Source organism: Arcobacter sp. CECT 8989 (assembly GCF_004116715.1).
Lineage (GTDB): Bacteria > Campylobacterota > Campylobacteria > Campylobacterales > Arcobacteraceae > Halarcobacter.
Genome location: NZ_PDKE01000001.1, coordinates 56,154 through 75,360 on the forward strand (window position 1 = coordinate 56,154; position 19,207 = coordinate 75,360).

Here is a 19,207-nt window from a genome sequence, read left to right on the forward strand (position 1 = left end):
TTTAAAAAACAAATAAAGGAGCGTCAATATGGCTATAGAAAGCAATCAAGTTGTAGCAATGATGTATGAATTAAAAGTAGATGGAGAGGTAGTTGATAGCAATATTGGCAAAGATCCTTTAGAGTTCACATATGGAACTGGACAAATTATTCCAGGTTTAGAGTCAAGAATCGTAGAATTAAACGAAGGTGACTCAAAAGATATTACTGTACCAGCAGCAGAAGCATATGGTGAGTACAACGAAGAAGCAAAACAAGTTTTACCAAAAGAGCAATTTGGAGACTTAGAACTTCAAGTTGGTATGCCTTTACAAGGTCAAGGTGAAAATGGTCAACCTATCCAAGTAATCGTAACTGATATTAAAGAAGATGGTTCTGTTGAAGTAGATTTCAACCACCCATTAGCAGGAAAAGAATTAAACTTCTCAATTACTATTAATAGTATTAACTAATAAAAGACCTAAGCTTTTTAGCTTAGGTTTACTCTTCAAACTTTATATTAGAGTTTCTACCTAATATAAATAAAACAATCTTTCTTATAATCTTTAAAACTGGATATAAAAAGTTCTGAAATATCTTTGTTTTATAAAAAAATGAGCTATTTTCACTTAGATTATCAATAGCTATTATTGCATCACTACCTTGATATATTTTCTCATCTATTTGTACGATTATTCCATTATTTATATCATAACCATAAGAGTAAAAATATCTAAGCTTTTCTAAGTCATCCCTAGCATTATTTATACTTACATCATGTTCTTTACGAAGATTTAGTATCTGTGTATATTTATTACAAAAAGGACACTCTTTATCATAATAGATATCTATTTTCATAACTATTCCTTTGCTACTACTATTATATCAAATATGGTAAAATAAACAATGAATTGGTTAGCACATATTTTTTTATCAGAATATAATATTGAGTTTCAAGTGGCAAACTATCTTGCAGACCCACTTAAGGGTAAAGCTTGGGACAATTCAAGTATTCATATTAAAAATGGAATGAAAATCCACAAACTTATAGACTCATATACAGATGCTCATATACTTTTTAAAAAGAGTAAAAATAGACTTGGAAAAAAAGGGCTTTTAAAAGCAGTTGTTATTGACCTAACATATGATTATTTACTTACTAAAAATTGGAATAGATTTTCTAAAATACCCTTAGATGAGTTTTTAAATAAGTTCTATATAAATTCACATAAAATTCTTCCATCTTTACCTACTCATGCAGCACTTCCTTTAAAAAGAATGATTGATTTTGATTTACTAAATAAATATCAAAGTTTAGAGCAGTTAAATGAAGCTTTTCTAAGAGTAGATAAAAGATTATCACCAAGGTTAGCCACTAGAGATAAGGCTTCATTCTACTATGAAAGAGTTTGTGAAAATATAGATAAAATAGAAAAAGACTTTTTAGAGTTTTTCCCACAACTTTGCATTGAAGTAGAAAGAAATACAAATAAAGAGTCTCTAACTCATTGGAAATAATAAAACAATTTTATACTATTTTAATATAATCATGTTATATTTTTAGTATAAATAAATTAACAAGGATATTATCATGGAAACAATTGGATTATTTTATGGTAGCGACACTGGGACCACTGAAGATATTGTTGAAAAAATTAAAAATGCTTTTTCAAAAGAGATAGAAGTACATAATATTGCTGATTCATCAAAAGAAGATATTGAAAAATACGATAAGTTAATTCTAGCTTCACCTACTTGGGGAAGTGGTGATTTACAAGCAGACTGGGAAGACTTTGAAAACAATCTACAAGAGATAGATTTCTCTTCTAAAACTATTGCATTAGTAGGACTTGGTGACCAAGAGAGTTATTCAGACACTTTTTGTAACTCATTATCACATCTATATGCTCATGTAAAAGCTGGTAATGTAGTAGGAAAAACTTCAACAGATGGATATCATTATGATGAGAGTGAATCTGTAATTGATGGCGAGTTTGTTGGTTTAGCAATTGATGATGTTAACCAAGATGAGTTAACAGATGAGAGAATTGAAGCTTGGGTAAAAGATATTGAAGGTTCATTTTAATTGAACCTTCTTATTTAGTCCCATTTTTCATTAGGGGCTTCGTAGTTTTTAATTGACTCAATTAAGCTTTTTAAATCTGAAGTATTAATAAGCATATCTAAATACTCTTCTTTTAAAAACCCTGTTTTTGTCATCTTTTCTATCATATTAAATAAATCATCATAGAAACCACCTATGTTATAAAAAGCACAAGGCTTATTGTGATAACCAAGTTGTGCCCATGTCCATGCTTCAAAAATCTCTTCTAAAGTCCCTGCTCCACCAGGAAGTGTTATAAAAGCATCTGCCATTTCAGCCATCTTGGCTTTTCTTTCATGCATATCTTTTACAATTGTTAACTCTGTAATTCCTGTATGAGCTAACTCTTTTTCCTTTAGTTTCTCAGGAATAACACCATATACATTTCCACCATTTAACATAATAGTATCTGCTATGATTCCCATTAATCCAACTTTTCCACCACCATAAACAACATCAATATTATTTTGTGCTAAAAATTCACCTAGGGCTTTAGTCTCTTCTACATACATAGAACATTCACCACTACTTGAGCCACAATATACTGCAACTTTCATATTATTTTGTCCTTCAAAAGATATAAACACTGATTATATATAAAGTAGTTTAAAATGTAATAAACGTTTTATAGTCACTTTTTATTTTACCTTATAATTAGTCTATTAGGGTATAGTTAGTTTTTAGAAAACTCTTACAAGGATTATTATGGGAATAAGTAAAAATAGTGTTGTATCTATGTCTTATGAAGTAAGATTAAATGACGAAGTAATTGATAGCAATAAAGACAATGAGCCTATTAAATTTATCCATGGAACTGGTGAAATTATTGCAGGACTTGAAAAAGGTATTGTAGGAATGGAAGCAGGAGAAACAAAAGATATTAAAGTAGCTGCAATTGATGCTTATGGTGAGCATGACCCAAAATTGACTGAGACTTTACCGATAGCTGACTTTGAAGGAATTGATTTAGAAATAGGATTAGTTCTTGAAGCTGATGGAGAAAAAGGTGAAATCATTAAAGCAACTGTTACAGAAGTAACTAAAGATGAAGTTACAATTGATTATAACCATCCTCTTGCAGGTTGTGATTTAGACTTTAAAGTAACTATTCACTCAGTACTATAAACAAATATTCCCTTTATGGGAATATTTAATCAATATTTTTTTAATCTTTATAAAAAACTGCCAACCAAATAGTAGGAGCTTCTTTTGAAGTATACTTTACTCTATGTTTTTGTTTTGAGGGAATATTTATAAAATCCCCTTCTTTTAGAATAACTTCTTTATTTTCAAACTCCAAAATAGCTTCTCCTTTTAATAAAAGAACAAACTCATTTTCTTCTTGTTCATACCAAAAATCTATAGGTGAACATTGTCCATTTGAAACTATTCTTTCTATTCTGACATTTTCATGTTTTAGTAAATCAATGAATTGTTCATTTTCGTTATCAATTTTTATATCTTTGAAAATATTACTTAACATATATATACCTTTTATAAGTTTACTTTATACCTTAATAATGTTATTTTTTATATAATGTCCTATTTTATTATAAAGGTCTTAAATGGAAGGTAAAATTCTTGGTGTTGATAAAAATGGTAATTTGTTTACCATAAGAGCCCAAAATGGAGAAAGATACACATTTGTTAAAAGTGAATGGCAAAGTGAAGAAACTCCATATGTAGGACAATCTATAGATTTTAATATCTCTGAAGACAATAAAGCAATTGAAGTATTTAACATAACAAAACCCGTACTTGAACAAACTCAAGATAATACTCCTAAAGCAATAATAGCTCTTCTTATAACATTATTTTTTGGTTTTATTGGAACAGCTGTAACAAGATTTGCATTAATGGAAGAAGAAAAAGAAGAAGAGTTTGGAAAACTAACACCAACTTTAATTCACTTTGTATGTAGTATTTTATTTTTTATTCCAGTTGTTGGATGGATTATTACACTTATTGCAAATATCTATTATGCAATTCAAAACTATAAAGCTTCAAAATAAATATATAAAATCAAAAGAGAGGAAACTCTCTTTTAATCCTAGTTTTTAACTCTTTTGCTGAGCTATTTTAGCATTTGTCTCTTGTATATTGTCATACTTATCTTTCATAATAACAAACATATAAGCAATTGCAACTACAATCATACCTATAATCAAAATGTTTTTCATTGTCTTTCCCTAAAATGAAATTGATTTATTATAAGGATTTTTTCTTAAATTTCAGTTTTTTTATGATAAACATTTAAGATAAAATAAATAAGGAAATATATGTACACCGATGATATTGTAGTAATTGATAAAAAAATAGATGAGTTAATTAAAGATAAGACACTTTATAACTTTGATACTTTAAAACAAAAAGTTGCATTGATATTAAACGGTGTAGATATGTTTATGGTTGATGGAGTACTTGATTTAAAAGCAGTTGACTTGTATCTTAAAAAAGTTATTACTAAAAGAAATGAGATACAAAAAGAACAAGAAAAATCAAAACTAAAACTAGATGAAACACCACAAACAAAATATGCTTTGATAGAAGCTATTTGTCAAAAATGTGAATTCGAGACTCAAGAAGAGCTTATCAAAAAAATAGAAGAGTTAGAGAAAAAAACTAACTTTGAGTTAAGTGAGATTTATAAAAGAAGTTGAAAATCAACTTCTTTTATATGAAGAATTATCCTTCGATAGATGCGAACATATCAGCAGTTACTTCGGATACATCTTTTGTACCATCAAGTTCTACCATAACACCCATGTCAGTATAGAATTTGATTAATGGTGCAGTTTGCTCATGGTATGCACCAAGTCTACTTTTTACAGTTTCAGCATTGTCATCTTTTCTAATAACTAATTCTCCACCACAGTAGTCACATTTACCCTCTTCTTTTGATGGGTTAAAGTCAACGTGGAATGAAGCTCCACAGTCTGGACAAACTCTTCTTCCAGTGATTCTTCCTACAATTAGCTCATCTGGAACGTTTAATGAAATAACTTTATCTAAAGAGATATTCATGTTTGCCATTAACTCTTTTAAAGCTTCTGCTTGAGCTAAAGTTCTTGGGAAACCATCAAGAATGAAACCTTTTTTACAGTCTTCTTCTGCAAGTCTATCTTTGATAATACCAATGATTGTTGAATCAGGAACTAATTTCCCCTCATCCATAAACTTCTTAGCTTCCATACCCATTTCAGTTTTATCAGCAATTGCTGCTCTTAAAATATCACCTGTAGAGATTTGTGGGATATCATACTTTTCAATTAAAAATTTAGCTTGTGTACCTTTTCCTGCACCAGGTGCACCAAATACCATTAAATTCATAGTCAATTTCCTTAGTGTGTTTCGTTGTTGTGATTGTATAAAAAAAGTCGTTAAGAACAGCTAATACGAGACTATTTATATGCTTTAAAAAGTTATTAAATCTAATATCCTTGTATAAGTTGAAGTTTCTTTGAGCGTGATAACTTTTTTATTTCATACTCTCTTTTTGAAGCACTACTTCTATCTTGTGATTCCTCAAAATATATAAGTTTAACAGGACGTCTAGCTTTTGTATATTTTGCACCTTTTTCTGAAGTGTTATGTTCATCTAAACGCTTTTTTACATCAGTTGTAATACCTGTATACAAGCTCTTATCACTACACTCTAAGATATATACAAAATAAGACATCAATATACTCCTAAGTGTTTTTTCTAAATTTACTCTATAGTCTTTATATCTACAAGTTCTACAAAAGAGTCTTTTTTTAGAAGTTTTTTTGTAGTAGCATCATCTTCTGCAAAAGTTACAATATCTGCAAAATCATCTTTTGATACAACTAAACTATGGTGCTCTTTTATAGTCTCTAATTTAAACTTATCACTTAACTCTTGGTCAGTTTTAATATCAATATTCCTATAGCCTTTTGCAAACTCTGATTTGATAGTTTTTACTATCTTCTCATTTTTTAAAAGCTCGGCTAGGCTTAGAGTTAGATTTAAATCTTTATCATTTACTATTTTGTATGTAACTTCTATATTTCCATTCACTATTTTTTCCTTCATAAGGTAAAACCTCTATTTTATTTTATGAAGTATATAAGAAAAAAAAGTGAATAGTTAAAAATATTACAAACTGCAATTTGAATTTAGATTAAACCTACTCTTCAAATAAATAGAAAGTATTAACACCTATTTGACTATCATAATTTTTACTCTTTTTATCTTGATAATCAGAAACAATAGAACGTGCTTGAATAAATGAATTAGCCGTTGCAATAATCTCTTTTGTATCTGCAGGTAAGATTAGTTTTTTGTCTTTTGTTTTAAAGAACTTTTTTGCTCTTTGTTCATCTTTGAAAATTATTTTGATAATATCAATTGACCTTTTTAAATCAATTCTAGCTTTTTTAGTTTCGTCTTCAAATCTTAGAATTCTATTTCCATTTGAAGATACTTTCATAGTCTTTGCAGTTTCAATATTTTCTGTAGTTTCAAGAATAATGTATTCTCTTCCATTTATTAGGATTTCATTGTCCCCTAATAATTTAATTTCTTTAATAACTGTTTTTTTACCTTTTGGCATATATGTCCTTGTATTTTAGGCATTATAGCGAGTTTTCTAATTTAATAAAAGCTTTATTAATTTTATTAAAAAATTCACTTATATTGCTATTTACAAACTCTTTATACTATTGTTTTATAATTACTTCTTTCTAAAGGACTATTATGGATACCTATTTTGAAATATTACAAGAAAAAGCCAAGAAAATTGGAGCTAATATTGAAGATTGTGGTTATGACAAAGACTGTATAAAAGATGTTTTAGCTTTAAAAGTAAAAAATGATTTAGAAAATGAAAGTTTAGAAACTATCAAAGAAAAAGCTAATGATATAGAAGCAGACACGCTAAACTATAATACTAAAGAAGAGTTTCTTGATGCTATTGAAGAAAAAGTAAAGAAAGTTTTAGAAGAGGAAAATGAACTTTTTACAAGTATAGAGCTTCAAAAAAATTTCATGCCTATAGATTTAGGCTAGAAAGACTTTTTATTATCTAGCTTTTTTTCTAGAAGCCTTTGCCATTTTAGCTTTCTTTTTAGCTTTAGCTTTATTTTGACTAGCAGCTTTTCTTGCATTTACTACTTGTTCTTTTACTGTTGTATCTTTTAAAAAAGCTTTTGGAGTAGAGTTACTACCTAATTTTATTAAATCAACTTTAGAATTTTTTACACTGTTATTATTTTGACTTTTTGCCATTTGTTAACCCTTAGATTTTTGAGTTTGGTATTGTAGTGAAAAGTTAATAAAAGTTACTTCAATAGTTATAGGTAAAAAATATTTTACCTAAATTCTTTTTTATAAATATTCTTTCACTATAATTCAAATAAAAACAGGAAAATTTATGAGCGAAAAAACAAACGAATTTTTACAAAGAGCAGATGAACATATTGAAGTTGCAAATAAACAGTTAGAAAGAGGATTAACACTAGGAGAAGTAAGTGCTTCACTTATGTATGGTTCAGCTAGATTCACTACTTATATGACGTGTACATCATTTGACAATGCAGAAGAAATGTTAGCTGAAAAAGAGAAGATAATGGAGTACTTTGTAAATGAGTATAAGTTAGCCTTAGAAGAGCACTTAAACAACTTTGCAGTTACTCACGACTTTTCACAAAATCCTCAGTAACTGATTTTCTAAGTTTGAAGCTATTGTAAATCCTAAAGTTAAAGGATAAGCTTCATTCTTGTCATTTATATAAAAAAGTGCAGGGAAACCTCTTACTTGTAATTGGTGAGTGATACTTAAATGTTCTTGCAATTTTTCTTCTATCTTCTTTGACTCAAAAGTTTGTAGAAATTTTGTTTCATCTAATCCAATTGAAATAGCACACTGCACTAATATATCTTTTATAGAGGGATTCTTTGATTCTTTGTAATAAGCTGATTGAATAGCCTTTACCATCTTGGCAGAGCTTTTAGCTTGTAAAGTTTCAGCTGCAATTACAGCTCTACAAGCTGGATAAGTAGAACGATAAGGAGAATTTTCTTTCCAATAATCATGATTGAAAGTTACCTTTGTTTTCTTTTCTATATCATGCCAGTATGAGGAGATAGTTTTTTTCATACTTTCATCCATAGGTGTATCATTATCAGGAGCTAATCCTCCCATGATGTACTCTACTTCAAAAGATGGATGCTTTTGCAAAAACTCTTCTAACTCTAGGCTAAAAGCATAACACCAAGCACACATTGGGTCCATTACATATATTAGTTTCATCATTTCCACACTTTTAAAACTTTAAAAGAGACTTCCAAATGCCAGCATTATGTACATTTTCAAAGCCCTTTGTGATAAGAAGTCGTCTAGCTAAAGCACTTCTACTACCACTTGCACAACAAACAATTATAGGTTTACTATTGTCTAACTCATCTATTCTTGTTTTTAAAGAGTCTAGCGGAATATTGATACTTCCTTCTTTATTGCCTTGTGTAAACTCACCTTTTGTTCGCACATCAATAATCTGTCCACCCTCTTCTAAAAAAGATGGCACAAGTTTTAATATCTTGTATTGAGTATATTTTTTATAAAGTATGAAAGCTATTATTATAAGAATTGGATAGATTAACGTTTCATTCATAGATTATTTTTCCTAATTAAAATTTTGGAAAGTGATTATATCTATTCGAGTTTAAAAATGGTCTATTATCTGTATATATAAATTAGAAATAGGAATAAAGGGGAAAATAAAAAAATTATTCTGAACGAGCAATTATACTTTCATCTATAATCCGTTATAAGATAAGACTCCATTCAATAAAAACACTAATTAACCTGTAAAATTTTTACAAACATTAATAAACTAAGTCCCCAAAACATAAAGGCGAAAATAAAATGCTCCAATAATGGCATCCAAAAATCTATCTTAGAGTCATAGTTTTTATTTTCTATTACCTTTTCATTTATTAGATTATTAATTGATTCCCTAATATGAACAAATCCATCTGGATAAAACCTTACTGCTCTATCAAGACCTTCTTGAGCTACTGTCATATCAGCTTTTCCACTTACTGATACAAGAATAGAGCCAACAAAAAAGGCAATCATTCTAATCAAAAATGGAAGCCAAAAAATCAGACCAATAATGCACCAAATGAAATATGTTAGATATCTTACAAACTCAAATATCGTTCTCGTCATACAACCTCTTTTTCATTAATAATACATTATATTTAAATAACATATAAAATAACATAATAGAAAATTATTAAAGGTTAAAAGATTATTTTAATTAAAAGTTTATATAACTTTATGTTTTCTAATTATAGAAAGTTTTAGAATTTAAAAAGTCAAGGCAGACAAGTTTTTAGAGGCAGGAGCTTACAAGTAGTAAGTGACTGTCTCTAAAAATGTAGTTGAACGTAGAATATTTAAAGTTATAAAACTTTTATATTATACGTGGTAGTTAGGAGCTTCGTTAGTAATCGTTACGTCGTGTACGTGGCTTTCTTTTAAACCAGCAGATGTAATCTCTACAAATTCAGCTTTCTCTTGGAATGTAGGAATATCTTTAGAACCTAAGTAACCCATAGAAGCTCTAAGTCCACCTACCATTTGATGAATAATATCTTGAACACTTCCTCTGTAAGCTACTCTACCTTCAATTCCTTCTGGTACTAGTTTATCAGCAGCAGTTCCTTCTTGGAAATATCTATCATTACTCCCTTTAGTCATAGCTCCAATAGAACCCATTCCTCTATAAGTTTTGAATTTTCTTCCTTGGAATAATACAACTTCACCTGGAGATTCATCTGTACCTGCTAAAGCAGAACCCATCATACAAGCAGATGCACCAACAGCAAGAGCTTTCGCAACATCACCAGAGTATTTAATACCACCATCAGCGATAACTGGAACACCATGTTTAGCTCCTTCAGCAGCACACTCATCAATAGCAGAAATCTGAGGAACACCAACACCAGCAACGATTCTAGTAGTACAAATAGAACCAGGTCCTATACCTACTTTAACTGCGTCAGCACCAACTGCGATTAAATCAGCAGTTGCTTCAGCTGTTGCAACATTTCCAGCGATAACTTCTACGTCTAAAGCTTCTTTAATAGCTTTAACGCTATCTAAGATACCCTTTGAGTGTCCGTGAGCTGAATCAAGAACTAAAACATCAACACCAGCTTCAACTAATGCAGTTGCTCTATCCATTTGACCTACACCAATTGCAGCACCAACTCTTAATCTTCCAAACTCATCTTTGTTTGCATTTGGATATTCTCTTTTTTTGTTGATATCTTTAATTGTAATAAGACCTTTTAAGAAACCATTCTCATCAATAATTGGTAACTTTTCAATCTTATTTTGGTGCATTACATCAGCAGCTTCTTCTAATGTAGTACCTTCTTTTCCAGTGATTAAAGGCATATTAGTCATTTTGTCAATTACTAATTCACTGAAGTCTTTAGTAAATCTCATATCTCTGTTTGTTAAAATACCTAATAATTTATTATTTTCATCTACAACTGGAACACCAGAGATTTTATAAGATGCCATGATATCTTCTGCATCTTGTAAAGTTTGATTTGGAGTAATTGTTACAGGGTCAATAATCATTCCAGACTCAGACTTTTTAACTTTTTTACATTGTAATACTTGAGACTCAATATCCATATTTTTGTGAATAATTCCAATACCACCAAGTCTAGCCATAGCAATTGCAGCTTGGTATTCAGTTACTGTATCCATTGCAGCAGATACAAAAGGAATATTCAATTCAATTTTTTTTGTTAATTTTGTTTTGATACAAACTTCTTTTGGTAGTACTTCAGATTTTGCTGGTACTAATAACACATCCTCAAATGTTAACGCTCTTTTTTTAATTCTCATAATATAACCCCTATTGAATATCTATTTTGTATAATTTACAGCTTTTTCTAACGCTAAAGCACCATCAAACACAGTTTGCTCATCATAAGCTTTTCCAATTAACTGTAATCCAACGGGCATACCATCTTCATCTTTTGAAACAGGTAATGAAATTGCAGGTAAGCCAGCAAGGTTTACAGAAATAGTATATATATCACTTAAATACATTTCAAGTGATGTTTTAAAGCTTCCAAACTCAGGAGCAGTAGTTGGAGCTACTGGAGAAAGGATTAAGTCAGCATCGTTGAAAATTGCTTCATATTCATCTTTAATTAAATGTCTAACTTTTTGAGCTTTAATATAATATGCATCATAATAACCAGAACTTAAAACGAAAGAACCAAGCATGATTCTTTTTTGTACCTCTTCACCAAATCCTTGTGATTTTGTTTGAGTATACATATCTTTTAATCCACCATCACCTTTTCTATTTCCATATCTTACACCATCAAATCTAGAAAGGTTTGCACTAGCTTCTGCTGTAGCAACAATATAATAAGATGAAAGGATTTTACTTGTATCTAACATATTTTTGTGAACAATTGTATGTCCTGCATCTTCAAAAGCTTTTATAGCTTTTTTGTATCCTTCTTGGATAGCTGGACTTGCTTGTTCTACAAAACTATCAATAACTGCAATTGTTAATTTTCTATCTCCATCAAGTTTTGGAGCAACTGCTTCATACTCAACATTTGCAGAAGTTGAATCCATTGGATCATTTCCTGAAATAATATCATATAAAATAGCAGCATCTTCTACGTTTTGAGTGATTGGACCACATTGATCTAGAGATGAAGAGTATGCAGTAATACCATATCTTGAAACTCTTCCATAAGTTGGTTTCATACCAACAACACCACAATAAGCTGCAGGTTGTCTAATACTTCCACCAGTATCTGTTCCTAAAGCTGCAATAGCAATTCCACCAGCAACAGCTGCTGCAGAACCACCCGAACTTCCACCAGGAACTTTTGTATTATCAACAGGATTTAAAGTCTTTCCATAACAAGATGACTCTGTAGAACTTCCCATAGCAAACTCATCCATGTTTGTTCTACCAAATGCACATAATCCAGCCTCTTCAAGCTTATTGATTACAGTAGCATTGTATGGTGATTTATATCCCTTTAGAATATTACTTGAACAAGTAATCTCCCAATTTTTTACGTTTATATTATCTTTTATAGCAATTGGAACACCATTGCTTGAATCTGTTATATCAGTATTTGTTAGCTGTTCCACGTAAGCACCAATATTACTCTCTTTTGCTTTAGAAGCCAAATCTTCTTTAAGCTTCTTTAATTCATCACTATTTAATTTTAGTGCTTCTTTTAGAGTTATCAAATGTTTCTCCTAGAGTTTTACAAATATATAGTATAACGCGCCATTATACAAAAAAAATGATTAAAATCTGGTAAATGAAATTTTGATATTTAAAAAGTGTAATTTTTTAGAAATAAAAAAAGGCAAAAGTCAATGACTTCTGCCTTTTGAAGAGTGTATAATAACTATTGTAGATTATACGAAAGAAATGAATGCCATTTGAGTAGCATCACCTCTTCTGATTCTAGTTTTAATTATTGAAGTATATCCACCATTTCTACCTTCGTATTTTGGTGCAATTTCATTAATTAATTTTTTAGTAGCTTCTTTATCTTGTAATGCTTTGAAAACAGCTCTGTGAGTGTTAAAATCAGCATTTCTAGCAGTAGTTACTAATCTCTCAATATATCTTCTTAACTCTTTTGCTTTTGGTACAGTTGTTTCAATCTTCTCTCTCTCAATGATAGCGATTGCTAAGTTTTTTAGTAATGCTTTTCTATGAGAAGATGTTCTGTTTAATCTTCTATATCCGTGCTTATGTCTCATATCAAACCCTTAAATTATGCTTTAAGTTGCTCAAGCTTTCTTCTTAAAGCCGATGCAACATTTTCTGGAAGTGTATTTTCAATTGGGAAACCTAAAGATTCTAATTTCTCTGAGATTTCATCAAAAGATTTTTTTCCAAGATTCTTAATATTTTTTACTTCTACTTCACTCATAAGTACTAGTTCACCTAAGAATTTTAATCCAGCTCTATCTAAAGAGTTGAATGATCTAGCACTTAGATTTAAATCATCAATTTTTACAATTAAATCTTTTAACTCTACTGGCTCTTCACCAGCATCGCTAACAGTTACTTCTGATAAATCAAATACTTTGTTAAATACTGACATTTGAGAGTACATAACTGATACTGCTTCTTTGAATGCAGCGATTGGAGTAATTTGTCCATTAGTTTGTACATTAAATACAGCTTTTTCAAAGTTAGGATTATCTTCAACTAACATTTTTTCAATATCGTAAACAACTTTTTTTACTGGTGTAAAGAAAGCGTCAATTGGAATATAATCTGATCCTACGATCTCTCTGATATCTTCAGAAGGCATATAACCAATACCTCTTTGGATAATTACAGAGAAAGTTAAGTTACAATCAGAGTTAATAGTTGCTAAGTGAACATCTGGAGAAACAACTTCTACATCAGAGTTTACTAAGTCTTCACCTTTGATTTCTTTTGGTCCATCAAAAGAGTACTCAACTACAACTTGATCTTCATCACCATTGATTTTAAACTTAATATTTTTTAGATTAATTATAAAAATAGCTATATCTTCAAGCATTCCTCTTAATGAGTCAAACTCATGCGAAGCTCCTTCGATTTTAACTGCGATTGGAGCGTATCCAACCGAGCTAGAAAGAAGAAGTCTTCTTAAAGGGTGTGCTAAAGTAATTGCAAAACCACTTTCAAATGGATATGCTGATATTTTAGCCTCATTATCACTGATAGCTTCTATCTCAACTTCTGTTGGTAAAAACGGTGTGTCTGCAAATTTTTTCATAGCTAACCTTATTTATTATTTAGAATATAACTCTACGATTAATCTTTCTTCAACAGGAATAACAACTTCTTCTCTTGTTGGGATTCTTGTAAAAATTCCGAATACTTTATCTTTATCTACATCTACCCATTCAACCATACCAGTTTGGTTAGTTAATTCTAATGCTCTAACGATTTGTGGGTTAGATTTAGATTTTTCTTTAATCTCAATTTTTTGTCCTGGTTTAACAACGTAAGAAGGAATATCAACTTTCTTACCATCAACAAGGATATGTCCATGAGTTGTAAATTGTCTTGCACTCGCTCTAGTTGTAGCGAATCCCATTCTAAATACAACGTTATCTAATCTTTGCTCGATTAATGAAATAAGGTTTGCACCTGTGTTTCCATCTCTTCTTGCAGCTTCTTTAAAGTATTTTCTGAATTGTTTTTCAGATACACCGTAAAGGTATTTAGCTTTTTGCTTTTCTCTTAGTTGTAAACCATACTCAGAAATCTTAGTTCTTCTTTGTCCATGTTGTCCTGGAGCATATGGTCTTTTCTCTAATGCAGATTTACCGTTAAGTCTTCTTTCACCTTTTAATCCAAGGTCTGCATCTAATCTTCTCTCAATCTTTTCTCTTGGTCCTCTATATCTTGCCATACCTATACTCCTTACACTCTTCTTCTTTTAGGAGGTCTACAACCATTGTGTGGTAAAGGTGTTACATCTTTAAACCACTTAACAGAAATACCTTCTATAGCTCCAACAGATTTAACTGCTGTATCTCTACCTGAACCTGGTCCTTGGATTTTAATACCTACATTTTTGATACCATGTTCCATAGCTTTAGTCATTGCATCTTCTACTGCTGCTTGAGCTGCGAATGGAGTAGATTTTTTAGAACCTTTGAATCCTAAGTTTCCTGCACTTGACCATGCGATTGCATTACCAGCAGAGTCAGTTACTGTTACCATTGTATTGTTGAATGAAGCTGCAATATGTACGATACCGTCAGCAATATTCTTTTTTACTATTTTTTTTCTAGTTACTTTTCTTTTTGCCATCAGTTATCCTTACTTTGTTGCTGCACCAACAGTTTTCTTTTTACCTTTTCTTGTTCTAGCATTAGTTTTAGTCTTTTGCCCTCTACAAGGTAAACCTTTTCTGTGTCTTAAACCTCTGTATGAACCTAAGTCCATTAAAGCTTTAATATCCATTGCAATTTTCTTTCTAAGATCTCCCTCAACCATGTAGTTCTTTTGGATTTCTTGTCTAATTGCTGCTGCTTCGTCTTCTGTTAGTTCGTGTGCTCTTTTATCATAAGAGATACCAGTAGCGTCTAGGATTAATCTAGAGTTATGTAAACCAATTCCGTAAATATACGTTAATGCATATTCCATTCTTTTTTTATTTGGTAAATCAACACCTGCAATTCTTGCCATCGATTATCCTTGTCTCTGTTTATGTTTTTTGTTTTCGCAGATTACTCTAACGATACCTTTTCTTTTGATAACTTTACATTTATCACACATTTTTTTTACTGAAGCTCTAACTTTCATCAGTCATTCCTCTTTTGTGTTTATTACCACATTCCAACAGGGAAGAACTACTATTGAAAAAAGCAAACTGCTTTGCTTTTTCGTAGTTCGCCCCGATTTTTTAATATTGCATTGCAATAAAAATCGGCCTAGCCAAGACAAAACAACCATTGTATCTCATTTGAGACAAGGGTTATTTGCTTTTTTCTGGTTCTGCCCAACCCTTTATAAAACACAAAAATTTTATAAAAAATTCCTCTATGGTTGGAAAAATGGATTCGGATTATAATTAATTCTTGCTTAAATGTAGTTTAATTAGTGCTGTGGTAAGATACAAATATAAATTTAATAATAAGAGATATAATGATATATAAAAATGACTTAATAAATATAAAAGTAGAGACAAGTGAAATTCCATGGCTAATTATTTTCACAAATAAAAATATAAAAGAATTTTCACAATGTAATAATGAAACAAAAATGGAAATACTTAGATGCCTTGATATTATTGAAAAACATATGCTCGAATACTACAACCCAGAAAAGATTAATATTGCTTCATTTGGAAACTATGTTCCCCATGTTCATTTTCATGTAATGGCTAGATTTAAAGAGGATTCATATTTTCCTGAACCTATGTGGGGTAAAAAGCAAAGAGAAACAGATTTAAACTTGCCTTCTATTGATAAATTTGTATCATCTCTTCTAACGAAATTAGCTTCTTAAGATTATTTCGTTAACATAGATTAACTCCTAAAATAAAGGATAATCTATGTTAGAGAAGTTAAAAAAATCAAATTCTACTATTCTTCTTCCGGTTTTTATTCCAGCTGTAATAGTTATATTTCTATTAGTTGTTGGAACTATAAGTAACCCTAAACTTATGGGTGAAGTGTTTTCATCAACATTAACATATATAACAAATGACTTTGGTTGGTTTTATATGTTAGCTGTTGCATTATTTCTAATTTTTATTGTATCAATTGCCTTGTCAGGCTGGGGAGATATAAAACTTGGCCCTAATCATTCTGAACCAGAATATAGTTTTTCTTCATGGTTTGCTATGTTGTTTTCAGCAGGTTATGGTATAGCCTTGCTTTTCTTTGGTGTGGCAGAACCTATTTTACACTATGCAGAACCTCCTTCTGGAGAAGCACAAACAGTTGAAGCAGCAAAACAAGCAATGCAAATTGCATATTTTCACTGGGGTTTCCATATTTGGGCTATTTATGGTTTAGTTGGTTTATCACTTGCTTACTTTGCATTTAGACATGGTTTACCATTATCAATGAGGTCAACTTTATATCCGCTTATTGGTGAAAAAATCCATGGTCCAGCAGGTCATACTGTTGATACTTTTGCAATCTTAGGAACATTATTTGGTATTGCTACAACTTTAGGCTTATCTGTATCACAAATAAATGCAGGATTAAACTACTTGTGGCCTAGTATAGAAGTGAGTATCACTACTCAAATTATTACCATTGTTATAATTACAGGATTAGCCCTTTTTTCTGTACTTGCAGGTATGGATAAGGGTGTAAAAAGATTGTCATTATTAAATATCTATTTAGCTATTGCATTAATGACTTTTGTATTTGTTGTAGGTCCTACGATATTTATATTAAATACTTTTTTAGAAAATACGGGAAGTTATTTAAGTAATATTGTAGAAAGAACTTTTAGTCTGCAAGCTTATGTTTCAAATGATTGGATTGGAAACTGGACACTATTTATTTTTGGTTGGACAATTGCTTGGGCACCTTTTGTAGGTTTGTTTATTGCAAAAATTAGTAAAGGTAGAACAATAAGACAGTTTGTAGTAGGTGTTATGTTAGTTCCTACAGTCTTTACTTTCCTTTGGTTCTCTGTGTTTGGTGATACTGCTTTACATATGGTTATGATTCAAGGTTATGATTCACTTATTACAGAAGTTCAAAATGACAAAGCAATTGCACTTTTCAAACTTTTTGAAAGACTACCTTTAACTGATGTTTTATCATTTATAGCTGTATTTTTAATTATCACTTTCTTTGTAACCTCTTCTGACTCAGGTTCACTTGTAATTGACTCTTTAGCTTCAGGTGGTGTTATTCATACTCCTGTTTGGCAAAGATCATTCTGGGTAATCTTAGAAGGTCTTGTAGCATCTGTACTTTTAGTTGCAGGTGGCTTGGGAGCTTTACAAACAGCATCCATTGTTAGTGCCCTACCCTTTGCTATTATTATGATAATAGCAGCTATTGGAATGTGGAGAGCACTAATTATTGAAAACCACAGAGAAGATAGTTTACAACACAATGTAAATATGAATTTTCAACATCCAAGTATTGATAATGAAGATTTCTGGAAAGGAAGATTACAAGAATTAATTAACTTTCCTAAGAAAAATGTTGTTGAGAACTTTATAAAAAAAGATGTACTAAATAGTATGAACAAAATAAAAAAAGAGCTTAATGAATCTGAATGGGATTGTGATATTGAATATGATGAAGAGTTTGTAAGAGCTATTATCTCAATCTATAAAGATGAAAATATTAAGTTTACATATGAAGTAAGACTAAGAGAGTATGAAATGCCTGATTTCGCTCACTTAGAAGATGCAAATAAAAAACAAAAGTATTATTATAATGCTGAAGCTTTCTTAAAAAGAGGAGCATTACATTATGATTTATACGGATATGAAGAACATACAATTATCAATGATATTATTACTCAATTTGAAAGATATTTAAGATTCATTCATACTACACCAGCAACACTCCCTTGGGATATGGATGAACATGATGATTTATTAGATAATGAAAGTGAAACAAATAAATAGGATTTTATCCTATTTATTTATAAAAGGTTAAAGATTAACCGTCAGCGTTAATTTGAGTAATTAACTCTTCTAATACTTGCTCTGCTTTATCATGGTCAATTTGACAACCACCAGCAGCTTTGTGACCACCACCACCATATTTAAGCATTAACTCACCAACATTTGTTTTTGAAGTTTTATTAATAATTGATTTACCAGGAGAGAATACAACATTCTGCTTTTCTCTTCCCCATACTACATGCATAGAGATATTAATTTCAGGATGTAAAGCATATACTAAGAATCTATTTCCAGGGAAAATAGTCTCTTCATCTCTATAATCAATAATTGCAAGATTACTTTTTATAGTTGTACATCTTTTTAGTTGTTCTTCAAACTCTTTTTCATATTTGAAGTATAAATCAACTCTCTCTTTTACATCTGATAGTTTTAAAATATCTTCAATTGTATGGTCTTTACAATAGTCAATTAAATCCATCATTAATTGATAATTTGAAACAGTAAACTCTCTAAATCTTCCAAGCCCAGTTCTTGAGTCCATTAAGAAACTTAATAACTCCCATCCTTGAGGATTTAGTATGTCTTCTTTTGTAAAAGCTGCACTATCTGCTTTGTTTGCTGCATCCATCATAGGTCTAAAACTTGCAGGAAACTTTTCATCTCCTCCATAGTATTGGTATACAACTTCAGCAGCACTTGGTGCATCTGCTTCAATTATATGGTTATCTCTTTTTTCATTTCTTAGTGTTTCTGAAAAGTGATGGTCAAAAGCTAGATAAACACCATCCACATATGGCAAGTTAGTTGTAATATCGTTTTGCGTTATTTCAATTTTTCCATCTTGCATATCTTTTGGGTGAACAAAAGTTATTTCATCAATAATACCTAGGTATTTCATTAGTGTTCCACACACTAAACCATCCATATCACTTCTTGTAACTAATCTATACTTTTTAGACATAACCATAA

General features: G+C 30.4%; 31 protein-coding genes. 10 read left to right on the forward strand and 21 right to left on the reverse strand.

Annotated features, from left to right (window positions below; genetic code table 11):
- The first annotated feature begins 28 nt into the window (after nucleotides 1-28).
- The gene (locus CRV02_RS00125) at nucleotides 29-451 is read left to right on the forward strand and encodes a peptidylprolyl isomerase (RefSeq protein WP_129088631.1); all 423 of its coding nucleotides are present in this window, start codon (nucleotides 29-31) and stop codon (nucleotides 449-451) included.
- A 28-nt stretch (nucleotides 452-479) separates the two neighbouring features.
- On the opposite strand, the gene CRV02_RS00130 is transcribed toward CRV02_RS00125, so the two are convergent.
- Nucleotides 480-836, reverse strand: coding sequence for a DCC1-like thiol-disulfide oxidoreductase family protein (locus CRV02_RS00130; RefSeq protein WP_129083617.1), 357 nt, complete (start codon nucleotides 834-836; stop codon nucleotides 480-482).
- 48 nt (nucleotides 837-884) lie between these two features.
- On the opposite strand from CRV02_RS00130, the gene CRV02_RS00135 reads away from it, so the two are divergent.
- On the forward strand, nucleotides 885-1,496 hold the full coding sequence (locus CRV02_RS00135; protein WP_129088632.1) for an ACP phosphodiesterase: 612 nt from the start codon (nucleotides 885-887) through the stop codon (nucleotides 1,494-1,496).
- Nucleotides 1,497-1,569: 73 nt separating this feature from the next.
- Complete coding sequence (locus tag CRV02_RS00140) at nucleotides 1,570-2,064, forward strand: flavodoxin (protein ID WP_129083619.1); 495 nt, start codon at nucleotides 1,570-1,572, stop codon at nucleotides 2,062-2,064.
- Between the two features lie 14 nt (nucleotides 2,065-2,078).
- Here the strand turns inward: CRV02_RS00140 and CRV02_RS00145 are convergent, their stop codons facing one another.
- A complete protein-coding gene (locus CRV02_RS00145) occupies nucleotides 2,079-2,639 on the reverse strand; it encodes a TIGR00730 family Rossman fold protein (RefSeq protein WP_129083620.1) in 561 nt (186 codons plus the stop codon).
- Between the two features lie 148 nt (nucleotides 2,640-2,787).
- Here CRV02_RS00145 and CRV02_RS00150 point away from each other — a divergent pair, with 148 nt between their 5' ends.
- A complete protein-coding gene (locus CRV02_RS00150) occupies nucleotides 2,788-3,207 on the forward strand; it encodes a peptidylprolyl isomerase (RefSeq protein WP_129083621.1) in 420 nt (139 codons plus the stop codon).
- A gap of 40 nt (nucleotides 3,208-3,247) precedes the next feature.
- Here CRV02_RS00150 and CRV02_RS00155 read toward each other — a convergent pair whose 3' ends face one another.
- A complete protein-coding gene (locus CRV02_RS00155; RefSeq protein WP_129088633.1) occupies nucleotides 3,248-3,565 on the reverse strand; it encodes a cupin domain-containing protein in 318 nt (105 codons plus the stop codon).
- Nucleotides 3,566-3,647: 82 nt separating this feature from the next.
- On the opposite strand from CRV02_RS00155, the gene CRV02_RS14780 reads away from it, so the two are divergent.
- Nucleotides 3,648-4,094, forward strand: coding sequence for a hypothetical protein (locus CRV02_RS14780; RefSeq protein ID WP_164968939.1), 447 nt, complete (start codon nucleotides 3,648-3,650; stop codon nucleotides 4,092-4,094).
- A gap of 45 nt (nucleotides 4,095-4,139) precedes the next feature.
- Here CRV02_RS14780 and CRV02_RS15000 read toward each other — a convergent pair whose 3' ends face one another.
- Nucleotides 4,140-4,262 carry a hypothetical protein gene (locus CRV02_RS15000; RefSeq protein WP_258238987.1) on the reverse strand — a complete coding sequence of 41 codons (123 nt, stop codon included), beginning with the start codon at nucleotides 4,260-4,262 and terminating at the stop codon, nucleotides 4,140-4,142.
- A gap of 99 nt (nucleotides 4,263-4,361) precedes the next feature.
- Here CRV02_RS15000 and CRV02_RS00165 point away from each other — a divergent pair, with 99 nt between their 5' ends.
- On the forward strand, nucleotides 4,362-4,742 hold the full coding sequence (locus tag CRV02_RS00165) for a hypothetical protein (protein WP_129088634.1): 381 nt from the start codon (nucleotides 4,362-4,364) through the stop codon (nucleotides 4,740-4,742).
- Between the two features lie 25 nt (nucleotides 4,743-4,767).
- Here the strand turns inward: CRV02_RS00165 and CRV02_RS00170 are convergent, their stop codons facing one another.
- From CRV02_RS00170 to CRV02_RS00185, 4 genes are all read right to left on the reverse strand, one after another.
- Nucleotides 4,768-5,412 (reverse strand): adenylate kinase, encoded by a 645-nt coding sequence (locus CRV02_RS00170; RefSeq protein ID WP_129088635.1) that lies wholly within the window; start codon nucleotides 5,410-5,412, stop codon nucleotides 4,768-4,770.
- A gap of 101 nt (nucleotides 5,413-5,513) precedes the next feature.
- Nucleotides 5,514-5,762, reverse strand: coding sequence for a GIY-YIG nuclease family protein (locus tag CRV02_RS00175; protein WP_129088636.1), 249 nt, complete (start codon nucleotides 5,760-5,762; stop codon nucleotides 5,514-5,516).
- Between the two features lie 29 nt (nucleotides 5,763-5,791).
- Nucleotides 5,792-6,121: a hypothetical protein gene (locus CRV02_RS00180; protein ID WP_129088637.1), complete on the reverse strand. Its 330-nt coding sequence runs from the start codon at nucleotides 6,119-6,121 to the stop codon at nucleotides 5,792-5,794.
- Between the two features lie 109 nt (nucleotides 6,122-6,230).
- Complete coding sequence (locus CRV02_RS00185) at nucleotides 6,231-6,656, reverse strand: hypothetical protein (protein ID WP_129088638.1); 426 nt, start codon at nucleotides 6,654-6,656, stop codon at nucleotides 6,231-6,233.
- 143 nt (nucleotides 6,657-6,799) lie between these two features.
- Between CRV02_RS00185 and CRV02_RS00190 the strand changes: the two genes are divergently transcribed.
- Nucleotides 6,800-7,111: a hypothetical protein gene (locus tag CRV02_RS00190; RefSeq protein WP_129088639.1), complete on the forward strand. Its 312-nt coding sequence runs from the start codon at nucleotides 6,800-6,802 to the stop codon at nucleotides 7,109-7,111.
- 12 nt (nucleotides 7,112-7,123) lie between these two features.
- Here CRV02_RS00190 and CRV02_RS00195 read toward each other — a convergent pair whose 3' ends face one another.
- Nucleotides 7,124-7,330 carry a hypothetical protein gene (locus tag CRV02_RS00195; RefSeq protein WP_129088640.1) on the reverse strand — a complete coding sequence of 69 codons (207 nt, stop codon included), beginning with the start codon at nucleotides 7,328-7,330 and terminating at the stop codon, nucleotides 7,124-7,126.
- Nucleotides 7,331-7,475: 145 nt separating this feature from the next.
- Here CRV02_RS00195 and CRV02_RS00200 point away from each other — a divergent pair, with 145 nt between their 5' ends.
- Nucleotides 7,476-7,763 carry a DUF3144 domain-containing protein gene (locus CRV02_RS00200; protein ID WP_129088641.1) on the forward strand — a complete coding sequence of 96 codons (288 nt, stop codon included), beginning with the start codon at nucleotides 7,476-7,478 and terminating at the stop codon, nucleotides 7,761-7,763.
- Here the strand turns inward: CRV02_RS00200 and CRV02_RS00205 are convergent.
- From CRV02_RS00205 to rpmJ, 11 genes are all read right to left on the reverse strand, one after another.
- Nucleotides 7,746-8,357 carry a DsbA family protein gene (locus tag CRV02_RS00205; protein WP_258239192.1) on the reverse strand — a complete coding sequence of 204 codons (612 nt, stop codon included), beginning with the start codon at nucleotides 8,355-8,357 and terminating at the stop codon, nucleotides 7,746-7,748. The two genes, CRV02_RS00200 and CRV02_RS00205, sit on opposite strands and share 18 nt — an antisense overlap.
- A gap of 10 nt (nucleotides 8,358-8,367) precedes the next feature.
- Nucleotides 8,368-8,715 carry a rhodanese-like domain-containing protein gene (locus CRV02_RS00210; protein WP_129088642.1) on the reverse strand — a complete coding sequence of 116 codons (348 nt, stop codon included), beginning with the start codon at nucleotides 8,713-8,715 and terminating at the stop codon, nucleotides 8,368-8,370.
- 185 nt (nucleotides 8,716-8,900) lie between these two features.
- Entirely contained in the window at nucleotides 8,901-9,275 is a 375-nt protein-coding gene (locus tag CRV02_RS00215) for a hypothetical protein (RefSeq protein ID WP_129088643.1), read from the reverse strand.
- A gap of 252 nt (nucleotides 9,276-9,527) precedes the next feature.
- Nucleotides 9,528-10,973 (reverse strand): IMP dehydrogenase, encoded by a 1,446-nt coding sequence (gene guaB / locus CRV02_RS00220; RefSeq protein ID WP_129083637.1) that lies wholly within the window; start codon nucleotides 10,971-10,973, stop codon nucleotides 9,528-9,530.
- 21 nt (nucleotides 10,974-10,994) lie between these two features.
- Nucleotides 10,995-12,356, reverse strand: a complete 1,362-nt coding sequence (gene gatA / locus CRV02_RS00225; protein WP_164968940.1) for an Asp-tRNA(Asn)/Glu-tRNA(Gln) amidotransferase subunit GatA — start codon at nucleotides 12,354-12,356, stop codon at nucleotides 10,995-10,997.
- A gap of 174 nt (nucleotides 12,357-12,530) precedes the next feature.
- Entirely contained in the window at nucleotides 12,531-12,881 is a 351-nt protein-coding gene (gene rplQ / locus CRV02_RS00230) for a 50S ribosomal protein L17 (RefSeq protein ID WP_129083638.1), read from the reverse strand.
- Nucleotides 12,882-12,895: 14 nt separating this feature from the next.
- Complete coding sequence (locus CRV02_RS00235; RefSeq protein WP_129007297.1) at nucleotides 12,896-13,894, reverse strand: DNA-directed RNA polymerase subunit alpha; 999 nt, start codon at nucleotides 13,892-13,894, stop codon at nucleotides 12,896-12,898.
- A 15-nt stretch (nucleotides 13,895-13,909) separates the two neighbouring features.
- Nucleotides 13,910-14,536: a 30S ribosomal protein S4 gene (gene rpsD / locus CRV02_RS00240; protein ID WP_129088644.1), complete on the reverse strand. Its 627-nt coding sequence runs from the start codon at nucleotides 14,534-14,536 to the stop codon at nucleotides 13,910-13,912.
- An 11-nt stretch (nucleotides 14,537-14,547) separates the two neighbouring features.
- Nucleotides 14,548-14,940 carry a 30S ribosomal protein S11 gene (rpsK, locus tag CRV02_RS00245; protein ID WP_129088645.1) on the reverse strand — a complete coding sequence of 131 codons (393 nt, stop codon included), beginning with the start codon at nucleotides 14,938-14,940 and terminating at the stop codon, nucleotides 14,548-14,550.
- Between the two features lie 9 nt (nucleotides 14,941-14,949).
- On the reverse strand, nucleotides 14,950-15,318 hold the full coding sequence (gene rpsM / locus CRV02_RS00250; RefSeq protein WP_129088646.1) for a 30S ribosomal protein S13: 369 nt from the start codon (nucleotides 15,316-15,318) through the stop codon (nucleotides 14,950-14,952).
- A gap of 3 nt (nucleotides 15,319-15,321) precedes the next feature.
- Nucleotides 15,322-15,435, reverse strand: a complete 114-nt coding sequence (rpmJ, locus tag CRV02_RS00255; protein ID WP_114838802.1) for a 50S ribosomal protein L36 — start codon at nucleotides 15,433-15,435, stop codon at nucleotides 15,322-15,324.
- A 342-nt stretch (nucleotides 15,436-15,777) separates the two neighbouring features.
- On the opposite strand from rpmJ, the gene CRV02_RS00260 reads away from it, so the two are divergent.
- On the forward strand, nucleotides 15,778-16,140 hold the full coding sequence (locus CRV02_RS00260; RefSeq protein WP_129088647.1) for an HIT family protein: 363 nt from the start codon (nucleotides 15,778-15,780) through the stop codon (nucleotides 16,138-16,140).
- A gap of 46 nt (nucleotides 16,141-16,186) precedes the next feature.
- The gene (locus tag CRV02_RS00265) at nucleotides 16,187-18,238 is read left to right on the forward strand and encodes a BCCT family transporter (RefSeq protein WP_129088648.1); all 2,052 of its coding nucleotides are present in this window, start codon (nucleotides 16,187-16,189) and stop codon (nucleotides 18,236-18,238) included.
- A gap of 34 nt (nucleotides 18,239-18,272) precedes the next feature.
- Here the strand turns inward: CRV02_RS00265 and CRV02_RS00270 are convergent, their stop codons facing one another.
- Nucleotides 18,273-19,199 (reverse strand): DHHA1 domain-containing protein, encoded by a 927-nt coding sequence (locus CRV02_RS00270; RefSeq protein WP_258239193.1) that lies wholly within the window; start codon nucleotides 19,197-19,199, stop codon nucleotides 18,273-18,275.
- Nucleotides 19,200-19,207 lie beyond the last annotated feature (8 nt).